The organism is Oceanimonas smirnovii ATCC BAA-899 (assembly GCF_000381965.1).
In the GTDB taxonomy this organism is placed as follows: domain Bacteria; phylum Pseudomonadota; class Gammaproteobacteria; order Enterobacterales; family Aeromonadaceae; genus Oceanimonas; species Oceanimonas smirnovii.
Window position 1 is genome coordinate 263206 of record NZ_KB908456.1, and the last position, 18353, is coordinate 281558.

Here is an 18353-nt window from a genome sequence, read left to right on the forward strand (position 1 = left end):
ACAAGCTTGTTCGGGTCAGTATAGACACAGCCACCATTGAAACAGAACGCAAAGCGCTCATTTTGGGCAGGACGGAGAACGGAGGTAAATGGCGGGAATGGGTGAAGAGCCCGGCCTTATCGCCGGCTCTTTTCATCTTGGCGGCAAGCTGTCACAATACGCTCAATCTTGAGGGAGTAATCGTTCGGCACCCAGCCGAAACGGCTGTCAACAATCTCTGAGCAACAAGCTTATGGCAGTCGTGTCCGTTTTGGATTGATGAGACTCGAGACGCAACCACTCACCGGGCGGGGAGTGTTTACGTCTCGTGTGAATCGGTCCCGCCCTGAAGAGCCCCTTTATGAATGTGTTTAGCCCGTCAGTTTTTCTGTTTACCCCTGCCGATAGGGGGAGCTTGCCATGCTGATGTCTGTTGCAGCCATTGTATTAGGCCTTGCCGTGCTGGTGTGGAGTGCCGATCGTTTTGTGGACGGTGCCTCGGCCACGGCTCGTTATGCGGGTATGCCGCCGTTGCTGATTGGCATGGTGATAGTGGGTTTTGGTACCTCAGCACCGGAAATTGTGGTGTCGGTTATTTCCTCGCTGGAAGGTAATCCCGGGCTGGCACTGGGCAATGCTTATGGCTCCAATATTGCCAATATTGGTCTTATTCTGGGGATAACAGCACTGATCAGCCCTATTGCCGTGCATTCTCAGGTGCTGCGCAAGGAGCTGCCCATTTTGCTGCTGATCACCCTGCTGTCGCTCAGTTTACTGTGGAACGGTATGCTGGCGCGCACTGACGCCATGATGTTGCTGGTGGTATTTGTGTTGCTGATGGCCTGGAGTATTCGCCAGGGGCTGCAAAGCGGTAAAGACAGCCTGGCCGCAGAGCATGAAAAGGAGCTGGACGAAAATCTGATGAGCCTGAAAATGGCAATTTTCTGGCTGGTAGCCGGCCTGATACTGCTGATTGTGAGCTCCCGCTTTCTGGTATGGGGTGCAGTGAATGTGGCACAGGCCTTTGGGGTGAGTGATTTGATCATTGGCCTGACCATTGTTGCCATTGGGACGTCACTTCCCGAGCTGGCATCGTCCATTGCCGCCATTCGCAAAAATGAGCACGATCTGGCACTGGGTAACGTGATTGGCTCCAACCTGTTCAATACTCTGGCAGTCGTGGGCCTGGCAGGCGTCATTCATCCGCTGGAAGTGATGCCGGAAGTGATCACCCGTGACTTTGTGGTAATGATAGTGCTGACACTGTCGGTATTTGTGCTTGGGTTCGGTCTCAAGGGCCGGCAGGGCAGGATTAACCGGCTGGAAGGGGCCTTTTTGCTGGCCGTGTATGTGGCTTATTCCGGCTGGCTGGCCAGCAGTGTGATAAGCGCGTAAAAATAGGTAAAGCAGCCTTAACGTCATTCCGGTACTGAATCCAGTTCAGCATGACGGAGCCGGAATCCACTCTGCATGAAATTGAGTATGACGCAGAAAAACAGGCTCTATGTGATAGACTCCGGGGCAAGCCCGGAGTGACTTGACACTTATATTGCGCGCCATTCCCCACTCCCTGCTCGTCAGAGACTGGGAAAAGTAAAGTCGGAGGCCTGATGGCTGGCCCGCTCAGGCCACTTTTGGGTAATGGTTTTGCGCCGGGTATAAAAGCGCACCGCATCCGGGCCATAGGCGGCCAGGTCACCAAACAAAGAGCGTTTCCAGCCGCCAAAGCTGTGGTAAGCAACCGGCACCGGCAGGGGCACATTAATGCCCACCATGCCCACTTCAATCTGATCCCCAAACAGCCGCGCCGCTTCACCGTCGCGCGTAAACAAACAGGTGCCGTTGCCATATTCATGGGCATTAACCAGTGCTATGGCTTCTTCCAGGCTGTTAACCCGTACCACACACAGCACAGGGCCAAAAATTTCTTCCCTGTAAATGCGCATCTCGGGGGTGACCCGGTCAAACAGACAGCCACCGATAAAATAACCATTTTCATGGCCCGCCACGGTCACCCCCCGGCCGTCCACTGCCAGCTCTGCCCCAGCCTGAATGCCGTCTTCTATATAGCCGGTGATTTTATCGAGATGCTCTTTGCTTATTACCGGCCCCATATCGTGCCCCCGCTCTGTGCCCGGGCCTATATTCAGCGCTTTAATCTTGTGGCTCAGCTTTTCGGTGAGCGCATCCGCCACCGCATCGCCCACACACACCGCCACCGAAATGGCCATACAGCGCTCACCGCAAGAGCCGTAGGCTGCTCCCATCAGAGCATTGACCGCATTATCCAGATCCGCATCCGGCAGCAGCACCGCATGATTTTTGGCCCCGCCCAGCGCCTGCACCCGCTTGCCGTTGGCGGTGCCCTTGGCATAAATATGCTCCGCCACCGGGGTGGAGCCAACAAAGCTGATGGCTTTAACATCTTTGTGCTCCAGCAGCGCATTTACCGCATCACGACCGCCCTGCACCACGTTAATCACGCCTTTGGGCAGGCCGGCCTCTTCCAGCAGCCCGGCAATCAGCAACGAAGAAGAGGGATCTTTTTCCGAGGGTTTCAGCACAAAGCAGTTACCGCAAGCAATGGCCATGGGAAACATCCACAGCGGCACCATGGCCGGAAAGTTAAACGGCGTAATGCCCGCCACCACACCCAGCGGCTGAAAATCGGACCAGGCGTCAATGTCCGGCCCCACATTACGGGTGTATTCCCCTTTTAGAAGGCCGGGCACACCACAGGCATATTCCACGTTTTCCATGCCCCGCTGCAGCTCGCCACGGGCATCTTCCAGGGTTTTGCCGTGCTCCTCGGCAATCAGCCGGCAAATATCATCCGCCCGTTCTTCCAGCAGTTGCAAATAACGAAACATGACTCTGGCACGCCTGGCCGGCGGTGTGTCACGCCAGGCCGGAAACGCCGCCTTCGCTGCTGCCACCGCCTGGCTCACCGTATTGGCATCGGCCATGGCCAGCTGTGCACACACCTCTCCCGTGGCCGGATTGAAAACCTCAAGAGTGTTATTGCCGTGATATTGTTCGCCGTTGATCAGATGAGGAATGGTGTTCATGGAAAATCCTTGTTTTGAGTTCGATTCAAATCAATACGCCCGCTACCGCATTAAACAGCTGCTCCAGCTCGTCGGGGGTGGAGATAAAGGGCGGGCCAAATTGTAGGGTGTCGCCGCCAAAGCGCACGTAATAACCCGCCTGCCACAGCTGTATTGCCAGCTCCATGGGCCGGCGCGCCGGTTCGCCCGGGTAAGGTGCCAGCTGCACCGCACCAGCCAGGCCGCAGTTACGAATATCAACCACATGAGGCAGCCCCCTGAGCCTGTGTATCTGCTCCTCAAATGTGGGCATAAGCTGTTTAACCCGGGCGGGTATGTCTTCTTCAGTCAGCACATTTAAAGAAGCCATAGCTGCGGCACAGGCCACCGGATGGCCGGAATAGGTATAACCGTGGGCAAACTCCACCATGTAGTCCGGCCCTGGCTGCTCCATAAAGGCCTGATAAATATGTTCTTTGGCAATGACGGCTCCCATGGGCACCACGCCGTTGGTTAACTGTTTGGCCAGGTTCATGATATCGGGCACCACGCCAAAGAAGTCGGCACCAAACATCTCGCCCATGCGGCCAAAACCGGTGATCACTTCATCAAATATCAGCAAAATGTCGTGTTCATCACAGAGTGTGCGCAGCCGCTGCAAATAGCCCACCGGCGGCACTATGACTCCCGCCGAGCCCGACATGGGCTCTACGATGACGGCGGCAATGTTTGAGGCATCGTTCAGTTCAATCAGTTGCAGCAGCGTATCGGCAAGCTCAGCCCCCTGCTCCGGCTGGCCACGGCTGAAGGCGTTTTCCTTCAGCAGGGTATGAGGCAGATGATCCGCATCCAGCAGCTGGCCATAATGTTTGCGGTTGGGGCCCATACCGCCCACGCTGGTGCCGCCCATATTCACGCCATGATAGCCCTTGGCGCGGCCAATCAGCCGGGTTTTCTCCGGCTTGCCTTTGGCCCGCCAGTAGGCGCGTGCCATTTTCAGGGCGGTGTCGGCACATTCCGAGCCGGAGTTGGTAAAAAACACGCGGCTCAAGTCTGCCGGTGCCATGGATGCCAGTTTTTCCGCCAGCTCAAAGGCCAGCAGATGGCCGGTCTGAAAGCCGGGGGCATAATCCAGGGTATGCAGCTGCTGATGAATGGCCTCAATGATTTTGGGGTGCTTGTGGCCAAGGCCGGTGCACCACAGTCCCGAGAGGCTGTCGAACAAGCGGCGGCCATCCACATCGGTAAAATAAGCACCCTCGGCCCCGGCCACCAGCCGGGGTGCTGCCTTAAAGGCCCGGTTACCGGTAAAAGGCATCCAGAATGCATCCAGGTTCAGCTGCTCACTCAGCTGCGGTTTGCTGACGATATTTGCCATGGTATTCATCACCACCTCATCCATTCATTCTGAACGTTGTCCTTTGGCCACCTGATTAACACGCAAAGCATCAGTGCGGTTGCACTCCGCCGACACACTTCGAGCCCATCCATGGGACGTTCTGCACATGCCTTCCATGGCATGTGACGGTCGGCTACGGCAATCCCCACTGTTGCTTCGCACTCAGACCTGAGCCCTTATCTTGGTTGCAGTTACACACTTGTTAAATATAAACTTTGTGAACCTCAGTTAAGGGAATGCTGAACCAATGGCAAATATAAAAACACTGGGTCAAATCAGCGATTTTGAGCTCAAACTGCTTCGGGTGTTTCGCACTGTGGCGGCCTGTGGCGGCTTTGCTGCCGCCGAGGTGGCGCTGGGCATCAGCCGGGCGGCCATCAGCATGCAAATGGCGGATCTGGAAAAGCGGCTGCAGGTAAAGCTGTGTCAACGCGGGCGCGCCGGCTTTGCCCTGACCGATGAAGGAAAACGGGTGCTGGAAGCCAGCGACCGGCTGTTTGGCGCGGTGGAGTACTTCAGGGCCGAGCTGAACGATCTGCACCGGCACTTGCGGGGCACTCTGATCATTGGCATTACCGACAACCTGGTGTCTCATCCGGGCATGAAAATTACCCATGGCCTGGCCGCCCTCAAGGCCAAAGGCCCGGAGGTGCACATTGATCTGCGTATGCAACCGTCCGACGACATAGAAATGGGCGTGCTCGACGGCCGGCTTAATGTGGGTGTGATCCCTCAGGTCAGGGAGCTGCCGGGGCTGCATTACTCCCCGCTTTATAAAGAAAGCAACTGGCTTTATTGCGCCGACTCACATCCCTTGTTCAATGCTCAAAACATCAATACCGAAGGTCATGAAGTGGTGCAGCCGCGCTTTCAGCAGGCAGCCGAGGCCGCAGCCCTCTATGCAGGGCACACCACGGGTGCCCATGCCAACGATCGGGAAGGTATTTTATTTCTGGTGCTGACCGGTTGTTATCTGGGCTATCTGCCCGAGCACTATGCCGCCCCCTGGGTGGCCGCCGGCCGGCTGAGACCCTTGCAACCGGGCTTTACCACCCGCTTTTGCGTCATTACCGCCCGCAGCCGGCGCAGCAACCTGGTAGTCGATACCTTTCTTGATACGCTGTAACGATGAACAAGGTGCCTACTGTTTCAGCAAAGCGGCCTGCGCGATGGCCCCGAAGGCGTTATTAACGAATTAAAACGGTAAGTCAGATGCTGCCGGTTTTATACCTTGAACCGGCTCAGCAACTGATCCTGACGCTGCATTTGATCCAGCATGCCCTGACATTTTCTCAACTGCTCCAGCGCTCCGCCGGCAACGCCCTGACTGATATCCCGAATATTGGTGGTATTCTGGTTAATCTCTTCACTGGTGGCGCTTTGCTCTTCCGCTGCTGTGGCAATCTGCAGGTTCATATCATTAATACGGGCAATGGCTTCACGAATACGCACCAGAACTTCATTTGCTTCTGCTGCATCAGTGGTGGTCTCTGCAGCCAGTGCCTGACTTTGCTGCATTTTGTGCTCGGTTTGCTGTACTCCCTGCTGCAGCTGCTCGATCATCTCGCTGATTTCACGGGTAGACTGCTGAGTACGAGAAGCCAGTGAACGAACCTCATCCGCCACCACTGCAAAGCCCCTGCCCGTCTCACCTGCCCGGGCCGCCTCAATGGCCGCATTCAAGGCCAGTAAATTAGTCTGCTCGGCAATGTCAGTGATCACAGACAAAATAGATTCTATATTGCGACTAAGCTGAGCCAGCTCATTAACTGATGTCATGGTTTCATCCATATCAGCAGACAGCCGTTCTATGGCCTGTGTAGAACGCGCCACCACAGCAACGCCCTGCTCGGTTTCATGACTGGCGGCGTTCGCCGCCTCAGCAGCCTGCTGTGCATGGCGGGCTACATCATTGGCTGTGGCAGCCATTTCATGCATGGCAGTGGCAAGCTGATCAAGCTCCTGAAGTTGTCGCTGTAATTCCTGTTCAGCCTGTTCCGACTGCTCCGATGTTTCATTAATGCTCGATTTAAGCGACCGGGCACTGGTCATGACATTTCCAATAAGCTGCTGTAAATGAGCAAGAAACCCATTGAACTCGCCGGCAACCAGCGCAAATTCATCTTTTCTGGTAACAGGCAGACGCTTGGTCAGATCACCTTCACCACTGTTAATATCGGTAAGAGAACGATACAGACCTCCCAGCGGCTTCAGCTGACGGGTCATCAGCAGCACCAGTATTGCCAGACTGACCGTCACTCCAAAACCGGCAATTGTCATTGACTGCCACTGCAGTCTGTCAGCCCGGGCCATCACAATATTTTCATTCAGTGCTACACCAATGTACCAGTCTGCCCCCTGCAGATCGTGGAGGGGCGTAAACGCCACCCAGTGGGGCTGCCCATCAAGCTCAAAGGTATGCAGCTCATTGCTCAGCGCCGGCATTTCACCATTAAACAATTCACTTAATTGACGGCCGTTGAGAGCACTGTCCGGGTGAGAAATAATATTACCGTTACCGGCCACCAGAAAAGCATGACCAGCCCCGTTAAAATCAATCACATTGACAGACTCAGACACGCTTTTCAGACTGAGATCACCGCCAAAAGCGCCCAGAAAGGTGCCGTTATCAGTAAGTTTGGCTACTGCAGAAATCAGAATTTCACCGGTGCTGGCATCAGCATAGGGCTCGGTTAATATGGCGCTGTCAGCTTGCCGTGCCAGCTGATACCAGCCCCGCTGACGGGCATCCCAGCCCGGAGGGTTCCAGCTGGGTGTATTACTGATGGCTCGTCCGTATTCGCTCTCCAGACCACCAAATACAAGCATGAATTCTTCGGCCAGCAAAGGCAGATCAAATGTCTGCTGTACCTGCTCACGGCTGAAATCACTGCTGATTTGCTGAGCAGCCATATCGATAAGAGCAAGCTTGCCATTAAGCCAGCTTTCAATCTGACGAGCCAGGGTGGCACTGGTTTCATGAACAGACGCCGCAGTCTGCTCTCGCAGGCTTTCCCGTACCTGCGAAAGCTGCAACCAGGACAGCAAACCAACGGTGAGCAACAATACGGCAGCAGCAGTCAGCCCCACCTTATGCGTCAGTTTCATCAAACATTCCTTGTCATATACTGATGATATGGTACTTAAGTGGTATTGAACTGCCGAAAAGAATCAAAAGCAACCGCTTGCTGTCACATTTCTGCACACTCCTGTTACAACTTCGCCTCCAGCTCTTTAATCCGTGCCTTTAATCTTTCCACCTCAGCTTCCAGCTCTTGAATACGGGCTGCGCTGTTTTCGACAGCCGATACTGCAGCAGCCGGTGCGCCGGCATCAGCCACAGGAACATCGCCAAATAAATGAGCATAGCGGGCTTCCCGCTTGCCGGGCAGGCGCGCCAGTTTTACGACATAAGGGCCTTTTTCCATCAGGCTGTGCAGGCAGGCATCCACTTCACTGACGTCACCAAACTGATGCAGCCGGGCACAGCGGCTGCGCAGCTCTCCCGGAGTTTGCGGACCACGCAGCAGCAGCTCGCAGATGATGGCCAGCTCACCGTCATTGAAGTGCAGCTCGCCAAACTCGGTATTGCAAAAACGGTGCTGATACTTTGCCGCCCGGGCATTAAAGCCCGCCACATTGTTCACCAGCCGCCGTGCACCCAGGTTATTCAGTACCGACTGCACATCGCCTTCACTCAGGCTCATCACAGGATCTCGGTTGCTTTTCTGGTTGCAGGCGTTAATCAGAGAGTTCAGCGTCAGCGGATATACATCGGGCGTAGATACCTGCTTTTCAATCAGGCAGCCAACAACACGTTGCTCCAGGGCAGAGAGTTTTTCCATAACCGGGCTCCTTGTGTTTGTCTGCTGTCCAAATTACCTGACTATTAAAAAAACACCAATGTTTTCCGCCACTAAGCTGCAACCAGTGGTGGCTCCAGCGGTGGCAGGCCGTGGGCAGCTCTGGCCCGGTTGCAGGCACCTTCGGCATCAAAGGCCTCAAAGTCCCGGCAGGGCCCGGGCCGGTTTTCATAAATACTACAGGACACACAGCCTCCCACTTCGCCTTGCAGCGCCACACAACGCGGTGAAGGCTGATTGGTGCCTTTCATGGCCAGACGCGCAAACGATACCGGCTCGGTCAGTGCTTCGGGCACGGCAAAGTCGCTGTGCACTTCGCCCCAATAAAATGACACGCGAAAAAACGCACAACAAGCACCACAATTCAAACAAGGATTGCCACCACTCATCAACGCCTTACCTCCCGGCAAAACAACACAGTGACGAAAACAAAAAATTGAGCACAACAAAAAGAAGCCAGCGAACAGAGCGAACGCTCAACGCAGCGGCAATATAAATAAATCGAAAATCGGTGCCAGGCAAGACATTGCGTGCGCCAACAGGCTTTTTATTCCGGCTGATTCCGGCATACTTTACGCAGTTGTTACAAAAAGGAGGCATTCATGCTGATGCAACCCGAAAAGGCCGCTTTGCTGGTCGTTGATATTCAGGAAAAACTGGTCCCTGCCATTCATCAGGGTGACCAGCTGGCCGCCCGTGCCAGCTGGCTGATACAGGCCTGTCAAATACTGAATATTCCCACCCTGTTCACCGAACAATACCCCCGTGGCCTGGGCCATACTCTGCCCACGCTCACCAGTCTGGTCGAGCGCCCAGCGGTTTCCACCAAAGTGCATTTTTCTGCGGTGGCCGGCGGCTGTCTGCCCAGAGAATGGCAAAGCCGCAGTCAGATCATTGTGTGCGGCATGGAAACCCATGTGTGCGTGCTGCAAACCGTGCTCGATCTGCTGCAAAATGGCAAAAACGTCTTTGTAGTAGCCGATGTGGTAGGCAGCCGTACTGAAGAAAATCGTCAGCTGGGTCTGGAGCGTATGCGCAACGCCGGTGCCCAGATTGTCAGCCGTGAAATGGTGGTGTTCGAACTGATGCAACAAGCCGGCACCGACACCTTTAAAACCATCAGCAAACAGTTTTTGGTCGGCGACCAGCCCTGACCCCTTCGGGGAGCCATAAGCTGTCAGCTGTAAGTGGCAAAAATTGCAGGTTCTGAGCTGTACCTGTAAACAGTGTATGGCTGCTGGATGGCTCCGGCCCGGAGGCCGGAGCACATGGGAAGGCCGTAGCAACATTCCGCAGCCGGCTTCATGTTGAAATTCGCTGCGCTCATTGCCAACCTTCCCCAATATTACCTCTTGTCCCAGATCCCTTCTTCCAGCTGGCTTTTCAGCTCGGGATATTTGGTCACATCAAAGGTGGGCAGCCGGCCCAGCTTGCGCTGGTTGTTATAATCTTTGGCAAGTTTCACTACCACACCCGACAGCAGCAAGATAGCCACCAGGTTAATCAGTGCCATCATGCCCATGGAGGTATCGGCCATGGCCCAGATAATAGGCAGCTCACCCACAGAGCCAAACATCACCATGCCCAGCACAAACAGCCGGAACACCAGCAGGCCGCCTTCGTGGTTGTGCTCCAGAAACACCAGGTTGTTCTCGGCGTAGGCATAGTTGGCCACTATGCTGGTAAAGGCAAAAAACAAAATGGCAATGGCAATAAAGATATTGCCCCACTCACCCACCTCGCTCGACAGCGCTTTCTGTGTCAGCTCAATGCCGGTCACACCAGAGCCTGGTTCAAACTGACCCGACAGCAGAATAATAGACGCGGTACAGGTACAGATCACAAGAGTATCAGCAAACACACCAAGCATTTGCACATAGCCCTGAGACGCCGGATGGGGCGGATAAGGGGTAGCCGAGGCTGCCGCGTTGGGTGCCGAGCCCATGCCTGCCTCGTTAGAGAACAGACCGCGCTTAATGCCATTAATCAGTGCCTGAGAAATGGCATAACCCATGGCACCACCACCGGCCTGCTCCAGACCAAAAGCTGATTTCACTATTAACGACAGCACACCGGGCAGCTCAGTTATGTTCATGGCCACCACCACCAGCGCAATCAGCAAATATGCCAGCGCCATCACCGGCACCACCAGTTCTGCAAAGCGCGCTATGGTGCGCAAGCCACCAAAAATAATCAGCCCTGCCAGCACCACCAGCACCATACCGGAAGCCCATTCGGGCACATTAAAGGCCACCTGCATGGCAGCACTGATAGAATTGGCCTGCACCGCGTTGAATACCAGACCAAACGCAATAATCAGAAAAATGGCAAACAACACCCCCATCCAGCGCATGCCCAGGCCGCGCTCCATGTAATAGGCCGGCCCGCCACGATAGTTGCCCTCATCGTCTTTTACCTTGTAAAGCTGGGCCAGCGCGCTTTCGGCAAACGCAGTAGCCATACCAATCAGAGCAATCAGCCACATCCAGAAAATAGCGCCCGGTCCGCCCAGATAGAGCGCCACCGCTACCCCGGCCAGATTGCCGGTGCCCACCCGGGCCGCCAGACTGGTGCATAACGCCTGAAACGATGAAATGCCCGCCGCATCAGCTTTACGGCTGTTTTTCAGCACTGAAAACATATGGCCAAAATGGCGGAATTGAATAAAACCTAATCGAAAGGTAAAAAATACGCCCACACCCAGCAGCAGGTAGATCAGTACGGATCCCCACAGCAGATTGTTGATAAAGGCAATAACAGAATCCATGAACACCTCTGCGTTAGTCCTGTATGAAGCGGGGCAATGTACCACAAGCGCCCGCATGGCGATAAATGACTTTTGTGCCGGATAAAATTAGAATATAGCGCTAACACACACCCACAGGACCCGTTCATGGCCAATTCACTTACTCAACTGCGCAAGCTCACTACAGTGGTAGCCGACACCGGCGACATTGAAGCCATTCGCAAATATCAGCCCGAAGACGCCACCACCAACCCCTCACTCATTCTGAAAGCGGCACAAATTACGGAATATCGCCCGCTGCTGGAAGACGCCGTTAGCTGGGCCAAAGCACAAAGCCAGAATGCAGAGCAGCAGCTGATCGACGCTTCCGACAAGCTGGCCGTGAACATTGGCTGTGAAATCCTGAAAATTATTCCCGGACGCATCTCTACCGAGGTAGATGCTCGTTTATCGTTTGACACTGAAGCCAGCATTGCCAAGGCCCGCCGCCTTGTCGCCCTGTATGCCGATGCCGGTGTGTCCAAAGAGCGTATTCTGATCAAACTGGCGTCGACCTGGGAAGGCATTCGTGCTGCTGAAGTGCTTGAAAAAGAAGGTATTAACTGTAACCTGACGCTGCTGTTCAGCTTTGCTCAGGCCCGTGCCTGTGCCGAAGCCGGCGCGTACCTGATCTCTCCTTTTGTGGGTCGTATTCTCGACTGGTATAAAAACAACACCGACAAGAAAGACTACACTGCAGAGGAAGATCCCGGCGTACAGTCTGTTACCCGCATTTATAACTACTACAAAACCCACGGCTATAGCACAGTCGTCATGGGAGCCAGCTTCCGTAATACCGGCGAAATCATTGAGCTGGCCGGCTGCGATCGCCTCACCATTGGCCCTGACCTGCTGGAAGAGCTGAACAATGCCAGCGTAACAGTGACAGCCAAGCTGAAAGACACCGGAGCTAATGAAGACCGCCCCGCTCCCATGACCGAAGCCGAGTTCCGCTGGGAGCAAAACCAGGACGCCATGGCTACCGAGAAGCTGGCCGAAGGCATTCGTAACTTCGCGGTAGATCAGGGCAAGCTGGAAGACATGCTGAAGGCGATGATCTGACCTCCGTCCACGATTTAACAGAATAAAAAAGGCGTCTTGCGACGCCTTGATTATTTTGTGCTCTTAAAGCTCCAGCTCTTCGGGCAGCGCCTCAAGTTCGAGGGTGCAATCCAGATCCTGAAGCTCTTCCTGCAAACGCTTTTTATCCATAATGGCTTCAATTTCCCGCCACTTGCGCTTTTTTGCCGGTTCCCGTGGTGTACGGGGTGCCCGTTCAACTACAAAGTCCTGATCGAAGCTTGACCTCTCCATGTGAGCTCCCTCCTGTTGGTTATCAGTTGCAGTCGGCTATTGATATATCACAAGAGGTTATAAAGTAGAACTTTGTTATTGCAAAATTATTAAGCTGCAACGCAAAAAAGAAAAAACACCTGCATATATTAATCAAGTTGCCAGTTAACAGGCGTTTTGCCGTCGTTTTGCAGCAACTGGTTGGCTTGCGAAAAATGCCGGCAGCCAAAAAAACCACGGTAGGCAGACAAGGGGCTGGGATGCGGGCCGCTTAATACATGATGACGCTCCCGGTTAATATGCCGGCCCTTTTTCTGGGCATGACTGCCCCACAGCAAAAACACCACTCCCTCACAATGCTCATTGACTGCCTGAATCACTTTGTCAGTAAAGATCTCCCAGCCAAAACCAGCATGAGAATGTGCCTTGCCCTGCTCTACGGTCAATACCGTATTCAGCATTAGCACCCCCTGCTGCGCCCACGGCTCAAGAAAACCATGATCGGGCGCGACAAAGCCGGGAATATCCGTTTCCAGCTCTTTATACATATTGCGCAAAGAAGGCGGTACCTTAACACCGGGGCGCACCGAAAAACACAAACCATGAGCCTGGCCCGGCCCGTGATAGGGATCCTGCCCCAGCATCACTACTTTCACATGCTCCAGCGGTGTCAGCTCAAGCGCCCGGAACATATCCTTTCTGGGCGGAAACACCTGCTTACCGGCAGCCCGGGCCGCATCTACTGCATTTATGGCCTCAATAAAATAAGGCTGTTGCTTTTCCGGGCCAAGCACATCATGCCAGGAAACAGCCATCACTGACCTCCCCGCGGACGAATAAGCCCTTCCTGCATGGCCGTGGCCACCAGACGACCATCGCGGCTGTAAAAGTGCCCCTGTACCAGGCCTCGACCGGCAATGCTGCGCGGGCTTTCCATGACATACAAGATCCAGTCATCAAACCGAAAGTTGTCATGAAACCACATGGAATGGTCAATGGTGGCCACCTGCAGCTGCGGCTCCCAGAACGAATGACCATGGGGCATCAGTGCCGTGGGCAAAAAGTTAAAATCAGCGGCATAGGTCAGCAGATATTTATGAATGCGGGGATCGTCGGGTAACTCGCCATTGGCCTTCAGCCAGATATAGCGCAGCGGCTCGGCTTTTTCCGGCTTCATCGGATCCACATAGTTCACCTGACGCATATCGATAGGATTTTCTGCCAGCAGCTTTTTACGCAGCTTGGCCGGCACCTTGTCGGCCAGCGCCGCCAGCCGTTCGCTTTCAGGGGTTAACTCTTCCGGCCCCGGCACCTCAGGCATAAGCGACTGATGCTCAAACCCGGCTGCCGGCTGCTGAAACGAGGCCGTCATATAAAAAATAGGCTTACCATATTGCAGCGCCTGCACCCGGCGGGTGGAGGTAGTTTTGCCATCACGGATGTTTTCTACATCGTAGATAATGGGCTTGTTAACATCGCCCGGGCGTAAAAAATAAGAGTGGAAAGAGTGCACCGGTCGCTCCGGCTGCAGCGTATATTTAGCCGCTGCCAGCGCCTGCCCCATGACCTGGCCGCCAAACACGGCACCAAAGCCAAGATCTGTGCTCTGGCCGCGGTAAAGGCCATCATCCAGCGGCTCCAGGGCCAGCAAGGTTAATAAATCATCCAGTGCTTTGCTCATATTGTTATCCCGTTGAATATAACCCCGTCACTTCGGCGCAGGCCGGCGTTTGTTCTGTCAGCAACGCAAATGTTGGAAGTCGCTTCGCTCATTCGCAAAATCTTACCATTAAAAAAGGGGCTTTCGCCCCTTTATGATAACCGGATATGCCGGCAATTAATGCAGAATACGGGCACGAATGGTGCCATCAATGGCCTTCAGCTTGGCCAGAGCCTGCTCGCTTTGGGCGGTTTCCACATCAATCACCACATAACCGATTTTCGGCGACGTTTGCAGATATTGTGCGGCAATATTGATGTCATCACCCGCAAAGGCCTGCGCAATCTGGCTCAGAATGCCCGGCTTGTTATGGTGAATGTGCAGCAAACGGCTGGTTCCGGCATGGCTGGGCAGAGACACTTCAGGGAAGTTCACAGCAGACAGCGTAGAGCCGTTATCGGAATATTTAATCAGCTTGCCGGCTACTTCATAACCAATGTTTTCCTGCGCTTCCTGAGTAGAGCCGCCAATATGCGGCGTCAGGATCACGTTATCAAACTCTCGTAGCGGAGACACAAACTCTTCGTCATTAGACTTGGGTTCAACCGGGAATACATCAATGGCGGCACCGGCAATGTGCCCGGAAGCCAGCGCAGAAGCCAGCGCATCAATGTCGACCACTGTGCCTCGTGAGGCATTAATCAGAATGGTTCCCGGTTTCATCATCGCAATTTCTTCAGCACCAAGCATGTTCTTGGTTTGCGCGGTTTCCGGCACATGCAAGGACACCACATCCGCCATGCCAAGCAGCTCTTTCAGGCTGCCAACCTGAATGGCATTACCCAGCGACAGCTTGTTTTCAATGTCGTAGTAATACACCTGCATGCCGATGCCTTCGGCAATAATGCCAAGCTGAGTCCCAATGTGGCCATAACCGATAATGCCCAGCTTTTTGCCACGCGCCTCAAAAGAGCCGGTCGCGGTTTTTTGCCACTCACCACGATGGGCCTTGGCGTTGCGCTCCGGAATACCCCGCAGCAGCAACAACAGCTCGCCCAGCACCAGTTCAGCCACACTGCGGGTGTTGGAGAAAGGCGCATTAAACACGGGAATGCCGCGCACCTGGGCCGCATCCAGGTTCACCTGGTTAGTGCCAATGCAAAAACACCCAATGGCAACCAGCTTCTCAGCGGCATCCAGCACAGACTCAGTCAGTTGAGTGCGGGAGCGCAGGCCCACAAAATGCGCATCCTTAATGCGCTCTTTCAGCTCATCTTCGGCCAGAGACGTTTTCAGATAATCAATATTGTTGTATCCAGCGGCTTTAAAAGAATCCACTGTGCCCTGGTGCACACCTTCGAGCAACAAAATTTTGATTTTATCTTTATCTAGAGAATAGTTGGCCATTACTGGGTCCTTTATGACTACTGCGTTAGGGTTTTTCATAAAGTACCAAAAACATCGACTTTAGGGAATTTTTGCCATCAAAGTCACGTTTTTTTAACTTATAAATTTTTTTTTAAGAATTACTTAAGGGTATAAACCACCTGAACTCTGTCGGTAAACTCTATCTCGTTTTGCTGATAGCTCTCGACAGGCGCATCTGCGGCCATCATTTTAGCCATGCCCAGAGGACGCGGATGCACAGGCGACGACTCGGTGTATTCAATGGCATAAATATCGCCCAGGCTCTCATCAAAGCCGGTAGCAAGCTCGGTGGCAAGCTCGGTAGCACGCTTGATGGCTGCTTGCCGGGCTTTTTGCTGATAGCCGTCAGCTTCACGCACACCATAAGCAATATTCTGAACATTTTGTATGCCCTGCTTCAGTACAGTATCAATTACCTGACTGAGGGTATCCAGCTGATACAACCTTACCGTGACATGACGCTCAGCAACGTAACCGTTCAGCTCACGTTTGCCGTTTTCAGGATAGTGATAATCGGGCCGGGTAAGCAGATTGCCGCTGTCAATATCGGCTTTTTTGATACCCAGACCGTTCAGACCACTGAACAAGGCAGCCACACGAGTGTCTGCTTCGGTTTTGGCCTCACTGCTGTCGTCCTTTAATGCGGTTACTTTAAACGTCAGGGTGGCCATGTCCGGTACCACACTGATGCTGGCCTGACCTTCCGTAACCAAATGCGGCGCATCGGGCACGGCAATGGCAAAACTGGCTGAGCTGAATAACAAAGGCAAGCTATAGAAGGCAGGACGTACAAATTTACGCATAATCACTCTCCGCAGATGGTTACTCGTAGCCACTATACACCGAGAGCCAATTGATCACATCGTCAAGCAACTCTGCATCTGGCATGCCTGTGTCAGGGATGGTCGCACCATCCAGGTGGCCGGCAAGTTCGCTGCCAAGCAAAATATCATCCAGGCTAACCGGTAAAGGAGCCTCCGGATCAGATAATAAAGCGGCCAGCGCCGCTCCGCTGTCGTCTACCAGCGTCACGGCATCAGCCATATTATCTCCTTGCAGCCACCAGCTTTGTTGCTCGAAGTTAATACTGAACTCACCGGAAACGTCGCCATCCTCGTTGTAAAGCTCCACCTGTTCCAGTGCCGGCCCAGCCAAAGACCACGGCAACCCTACACCGTCATCCACCAGAATATCTTCACCATTCCAGTGATAACGCACTCCCTGCAGCATTACCGTGGTTACTTTGAACATGGTTGTCTCCCGTCAGGTTTTATCAACCTGCAGCGTATTATCATCTACCATCGACGTAATCAGCTCAGCACTGGTCATGGAGCCCATCAGATCTACGCTTTCAAAACGTATCTCCTGCGTATCACTGCTACCTGCGCCCAACGGCGTGACGGTGAGTACAGTGTCTGTGCCATCAAAAGCAAACTCTAGATAATCATTAAGGTTGGTATTATCAGCACCAGTTAACAGATCACTGATATCAATTACATCCTGCTCAGAAACACTAAAGTCCGTTATCTTATTTTCCGAGTTAATGTCTACCTCAGTGAACATAAAGGTGTCGATCCCTTCTCCACCAGTCAAAATATTATTGCCCAATCCGCCATCAAGTATGTCGTCTCCGGCACCACCAAGCAGAGTGTCATTGCCGGCACCGCCAGACAAAATATCATTCCCGTTCCCACCTGTCAGGGCATCATCACCAGCAGTACCATAAACAGTCCCACTTTCATCTCCACTCTGAATATCGTAAATACCGCTTTCATCAGTCGTTTTTACACTTACACTGAAGTTATCACTATCGGTATCAAGGTCGGCATCTGTTGCAGTTACTGTAAAGTTGAGCTGGTAGTCATCGGGATATTCTGTGGTGGTATAATCCACACCTACTGACACAATTTTAAAGGCGGCTTGACTACTGACAGATGCATCTGCCTCCAACTCAATATAATCGACTTGTTTATTAATATCAGTTTGAATAGCAAGCTGGAAACTCGCATTATTACCTGTTCCTATTTTCTCTCCCCAGTCAAGATTGAGTACGGAAAACGTTCCATCCTCATAATAAACCCAGGCATTAACTAGATCATTATCCTTGATGCCACCACTTGCTGATGCAGTAATCAACAAGGTAGAGATAGTGACGTTAGAGCTTATGCCAGAAGGCGTTTGACGCACATCAAATTTGAGTCTGTCCCCCTTATGCATAGTGTTATCATCAACACCAAGATCAGTATTAGAAATCGTCAATGTTGCAGGCGCACCATTGCTGGTACCGGTAAGACGTATATCAAATAGTTCATTGAATACCGATGAGTCTATGACATACTCAACTAACTGAGACCCCCCATCCACTCCAGAGAGTACATTAGGAATACTTTTTTCTGTCACTGGCGCTGGTTCAATCAGGTTAAACTCATAGGTACCATCATCATTCAGTGTTATCTTAAAGAAGTCTGCACCTTCACTATTCTCAGCAAGATAAGTCACTGAACCTGCATTCACTTCATCAATAATAAATGCATATCCTGTGGGTTTATTATTCCAGTCCAGTTGTAAACCAGCAGCAAAGGTATCATTAGTGTCCGCACCTATCTGCAGCTGATAATCACCTTCGTAATTACCTGCAATATTGGCAATAGTCAGATTCTGTGCATCCACAGTAGGTGTGTCATCGATAATGGTGATCACCACGGTGTTGCTCACGGTATTGCCGACGCTGTCGGTCGCGGTGTAGCTGAAGCTGTCGGTCTCGGCCACGCCATCCACGTCCGTGGTGGCGCTGGTCAGGGTGTAATTGAAGGTGCCGTCAGGGCTCACCGACCAGCTGCCCAGGCTGGTGCTGCCGCTTTGGGCCCCGTCCACACTCCAGCCGCTTTGCAGGTTGAGG

17 protein-coding genes are annotated in these 18353 nt (G+C 53.2%); 4 read left to right on the forward strand and 13 right to left on the reverse strand.

What is annotated here, in order from left to right; translation table 11 throughout:
- Positions 1-399: 399 nt before the first annotated feature.
- Positions 400-1374 (forward strand): calcium/sodium antiporter, encoded by a 975-nt coding sequence (locus tag G364_RS0105545; protein ID WP_019934162.1) that lies wholly within the window; start codon positions 400-402, stop codon positions 1372-1374.
- 182 nt (positions 1375-1556) lie between these two features.
- Here G364_RS0105545 and G364_RS0105550 read toward each other — a convergent pair whose 3' ends face one another.
- Together G364_RS0105550 and aptA are read right to left on the reverse strand one after the other, a co-directional pair.
- Positions 1557-3047: a CoA-acylating methylmalonate-semialdehyde dehydrogenase gene (locus G364_RS0105550; protein ID WP_019934163.1), complete on the reverse strand. Its 1491-nt coding sequence runs from the start codon at positions 3045-3047 to the stop codon at positions 1557-1559.
- Positions 3048-3072: 25 nt separating this feature from the next.
- Positions 3073-4413, reverse strand: a complete 1341-nt coding sequence (gene aptA / locus G364_RS0105555; protein ID WP_040614518.1) for an omega-aminotransferase AptA — start codon at positions 4411-4413, stop codon at positions 3073-3075.
- A 259-nt stretch (positions 4414-4672) separates the two neighbouring features.
- On the opposite strand from aptA, the gene G364_RS0105560 reads away from it, so the two are divergent.
- Complete coding sequence (locus G364_RS0105560; RefSeq protein ID WP_019934165.1) at positions 4673-5551, forward strand: LysR family transcriptional regulator; 879 nt, start codon at positions 4673-4675, stop codon at positions 5549-5551.
- A 98-nt stretch (positions 5552-5649) separates the two neighbouring features.
- Here the strand turns inward: G364_RS0105560 and G364_RS0105565 are convergent, their stop codons facing one another.
- The 3 genes from G364_RS0105565 to G364_RS0105575 form a co-directional block, all read right to left on the reverse strand.
- Positions 5650-7533, reverse strand: coding sequence for a methyl-accepting chemotaxis protein (locus G364_RS0105565; RefSeq protein WP_019934166.1), 1884 nt, complete (start codon positions 7531-7533; stop codon positions 5650-5652).
- A 104-nt stretch (positions 7534-7637) separates the two neighbouring features.
- The gene (locus G364_RS0105570; protein WP_019934167.1) at positions 7638-8270 is read right to left on the reverse strand and encodes a YceH family protein; all 633 of its coding nucleotides are present in this window, start codon (positions 8268-8270) and stop codon (positions 7638-7640) included.
- 71 nt (positions 8271-8341) lie between these two features.
- Entirely contained in the window at positions 8342-8677 is a 336-nt protein-coding gene (locus tag G364_RS0105575) for a YkgJ family cysteine cluster protein (RefSeq protein ID WP_019934168.1), read from the reverse strand.
- Positions 8678-8890: 213 nt separating this feature from the next.
- Between G364_RS0105575 and G364_RS0105580 the strand changes: the two genes are divergently transcribed.
- The gene (locus tag G364_RS0105580) at positions 8891-9442 is read left to right on the forward strand and encodes a hydrolase (RefSeq protein ID WP_019934169.1); all 552 of its coding nucleotides are present in this window, start codon (positions 8891-8893) and stop codon (positions 9440-9442) included.
- 191 nt (positions 9443-9633) lie between these two features.
- Here G364_RS0105580 and G364_RS0105585 read toward each other — a convergent pair whose 3' ends face one another.
- Positions 9634-11055: an alanine/glycine:cation symporter family protein gene (locus G364_RS0105585; RefSeq protein ID WP_019934170.1), complete on the reverse strand. Its 1422-nt coding sequence runs from the start codon at positions 11053-11055 to the stop codon at positions 9634-9636.
- 126 nt (positions 11056-11181) lie between these two features.
- On the opposite strand from G364_RS0105585, the gene tal reads away from it, so the two are divergent.
- Positions 11182-12135 carry a transaldolase gene (tal, locus tag G364_RS0105590; protein ID WP_019934171.1) on the forward strand — a complete coding sequence of 318 codons (954 nt, stop codon included), beginning with the start codon at positions 11182-11184 and terminating at the stop codon, positions 12133-12135.
- 63 nt (positions 12136-12198) lie between these two features.
- Here the strand turns inward: tal and G364_RS0105595 are convergent, their stop codons facing one another.
- The 7 genes from G364_RS0105595 to G364_RS0105625 all read right to left on the reverse strand — a co-directional run.
- Complete coding sequence (locus G364_RS0105595) at positions 12199-12387, reverse strand: DUF3545 family protein (protein ID WP_019934172.1); 189 nt, start codon at positions 12385-12387, stop codon at positions 12199-12201.
- A 128-nt stretch (positions 12388-12515) separates the two neighbouring features.
- Positions 12516-13181 (reverse strand): uracil-DNA glycosylase, encoded by a 666-nt coding sequence (gene ung, locus G364_RS0105600; protein WP_019934173.1) that lies wholly within the window; start codon positions 13179-13181, stop codon positions 12516-12518.
- On the reverse strand, positions 13181-14047 hold the full coding sequence (gene tesB, locus G364_RS0105605; protein ID WP_019934174.1) for an acyl-CoA thioesterase II: 867 nt from the start codon (positions 14045-14047) through the stop codon (positions 13181-13183). The genes ung and tesB overlap by 1 nt, the downstream gene beginning before the upstream one ends.
- Before the next feature lie 156 nt (positions 14048-14203).
- Positions 14204-15433 (reverse strand): phosphoglycerate dehydrogenase, encoded by a 1230-nt coding sequence (gene serA, locus G364_RS0105610; protein WP_019934175.1) that lies wholly within the window; start codon positions 15431-15433, stop codon positions 14204-14206.
- Between the two features lie 119 nt (positions 15434-15552).
- The gene (locus G364_RS0105615; RefSeq protein ID WP_019934176.1) at positions 15553-16257 is read right to left on the reverse strand and encodes an SIMPL domain-containing protein; all 705 of its coding nucleotides are present in this window, start codon (positions 16255-16257) and stop codon (positions 15553-15555) included.
- Positions 16258-16276: 19 nt separating this feature from the next.
- Entirely contained in the window at positions 16277-16705 is a 429-nt protein-coding gene (locus G364_RS0105620; protein WP_019934177.1) for a hypothetical protein, read from the reverse strand.
- 12 nt (positions 16706-16717) lie between these two features.
- Positions 16718-18353 (reverse strand): calcium-binding protein (locus G364_RS0105625; protein WP_019934178.1); only part of this gene is annotated, 1636 nt, incomplete at its 5' end.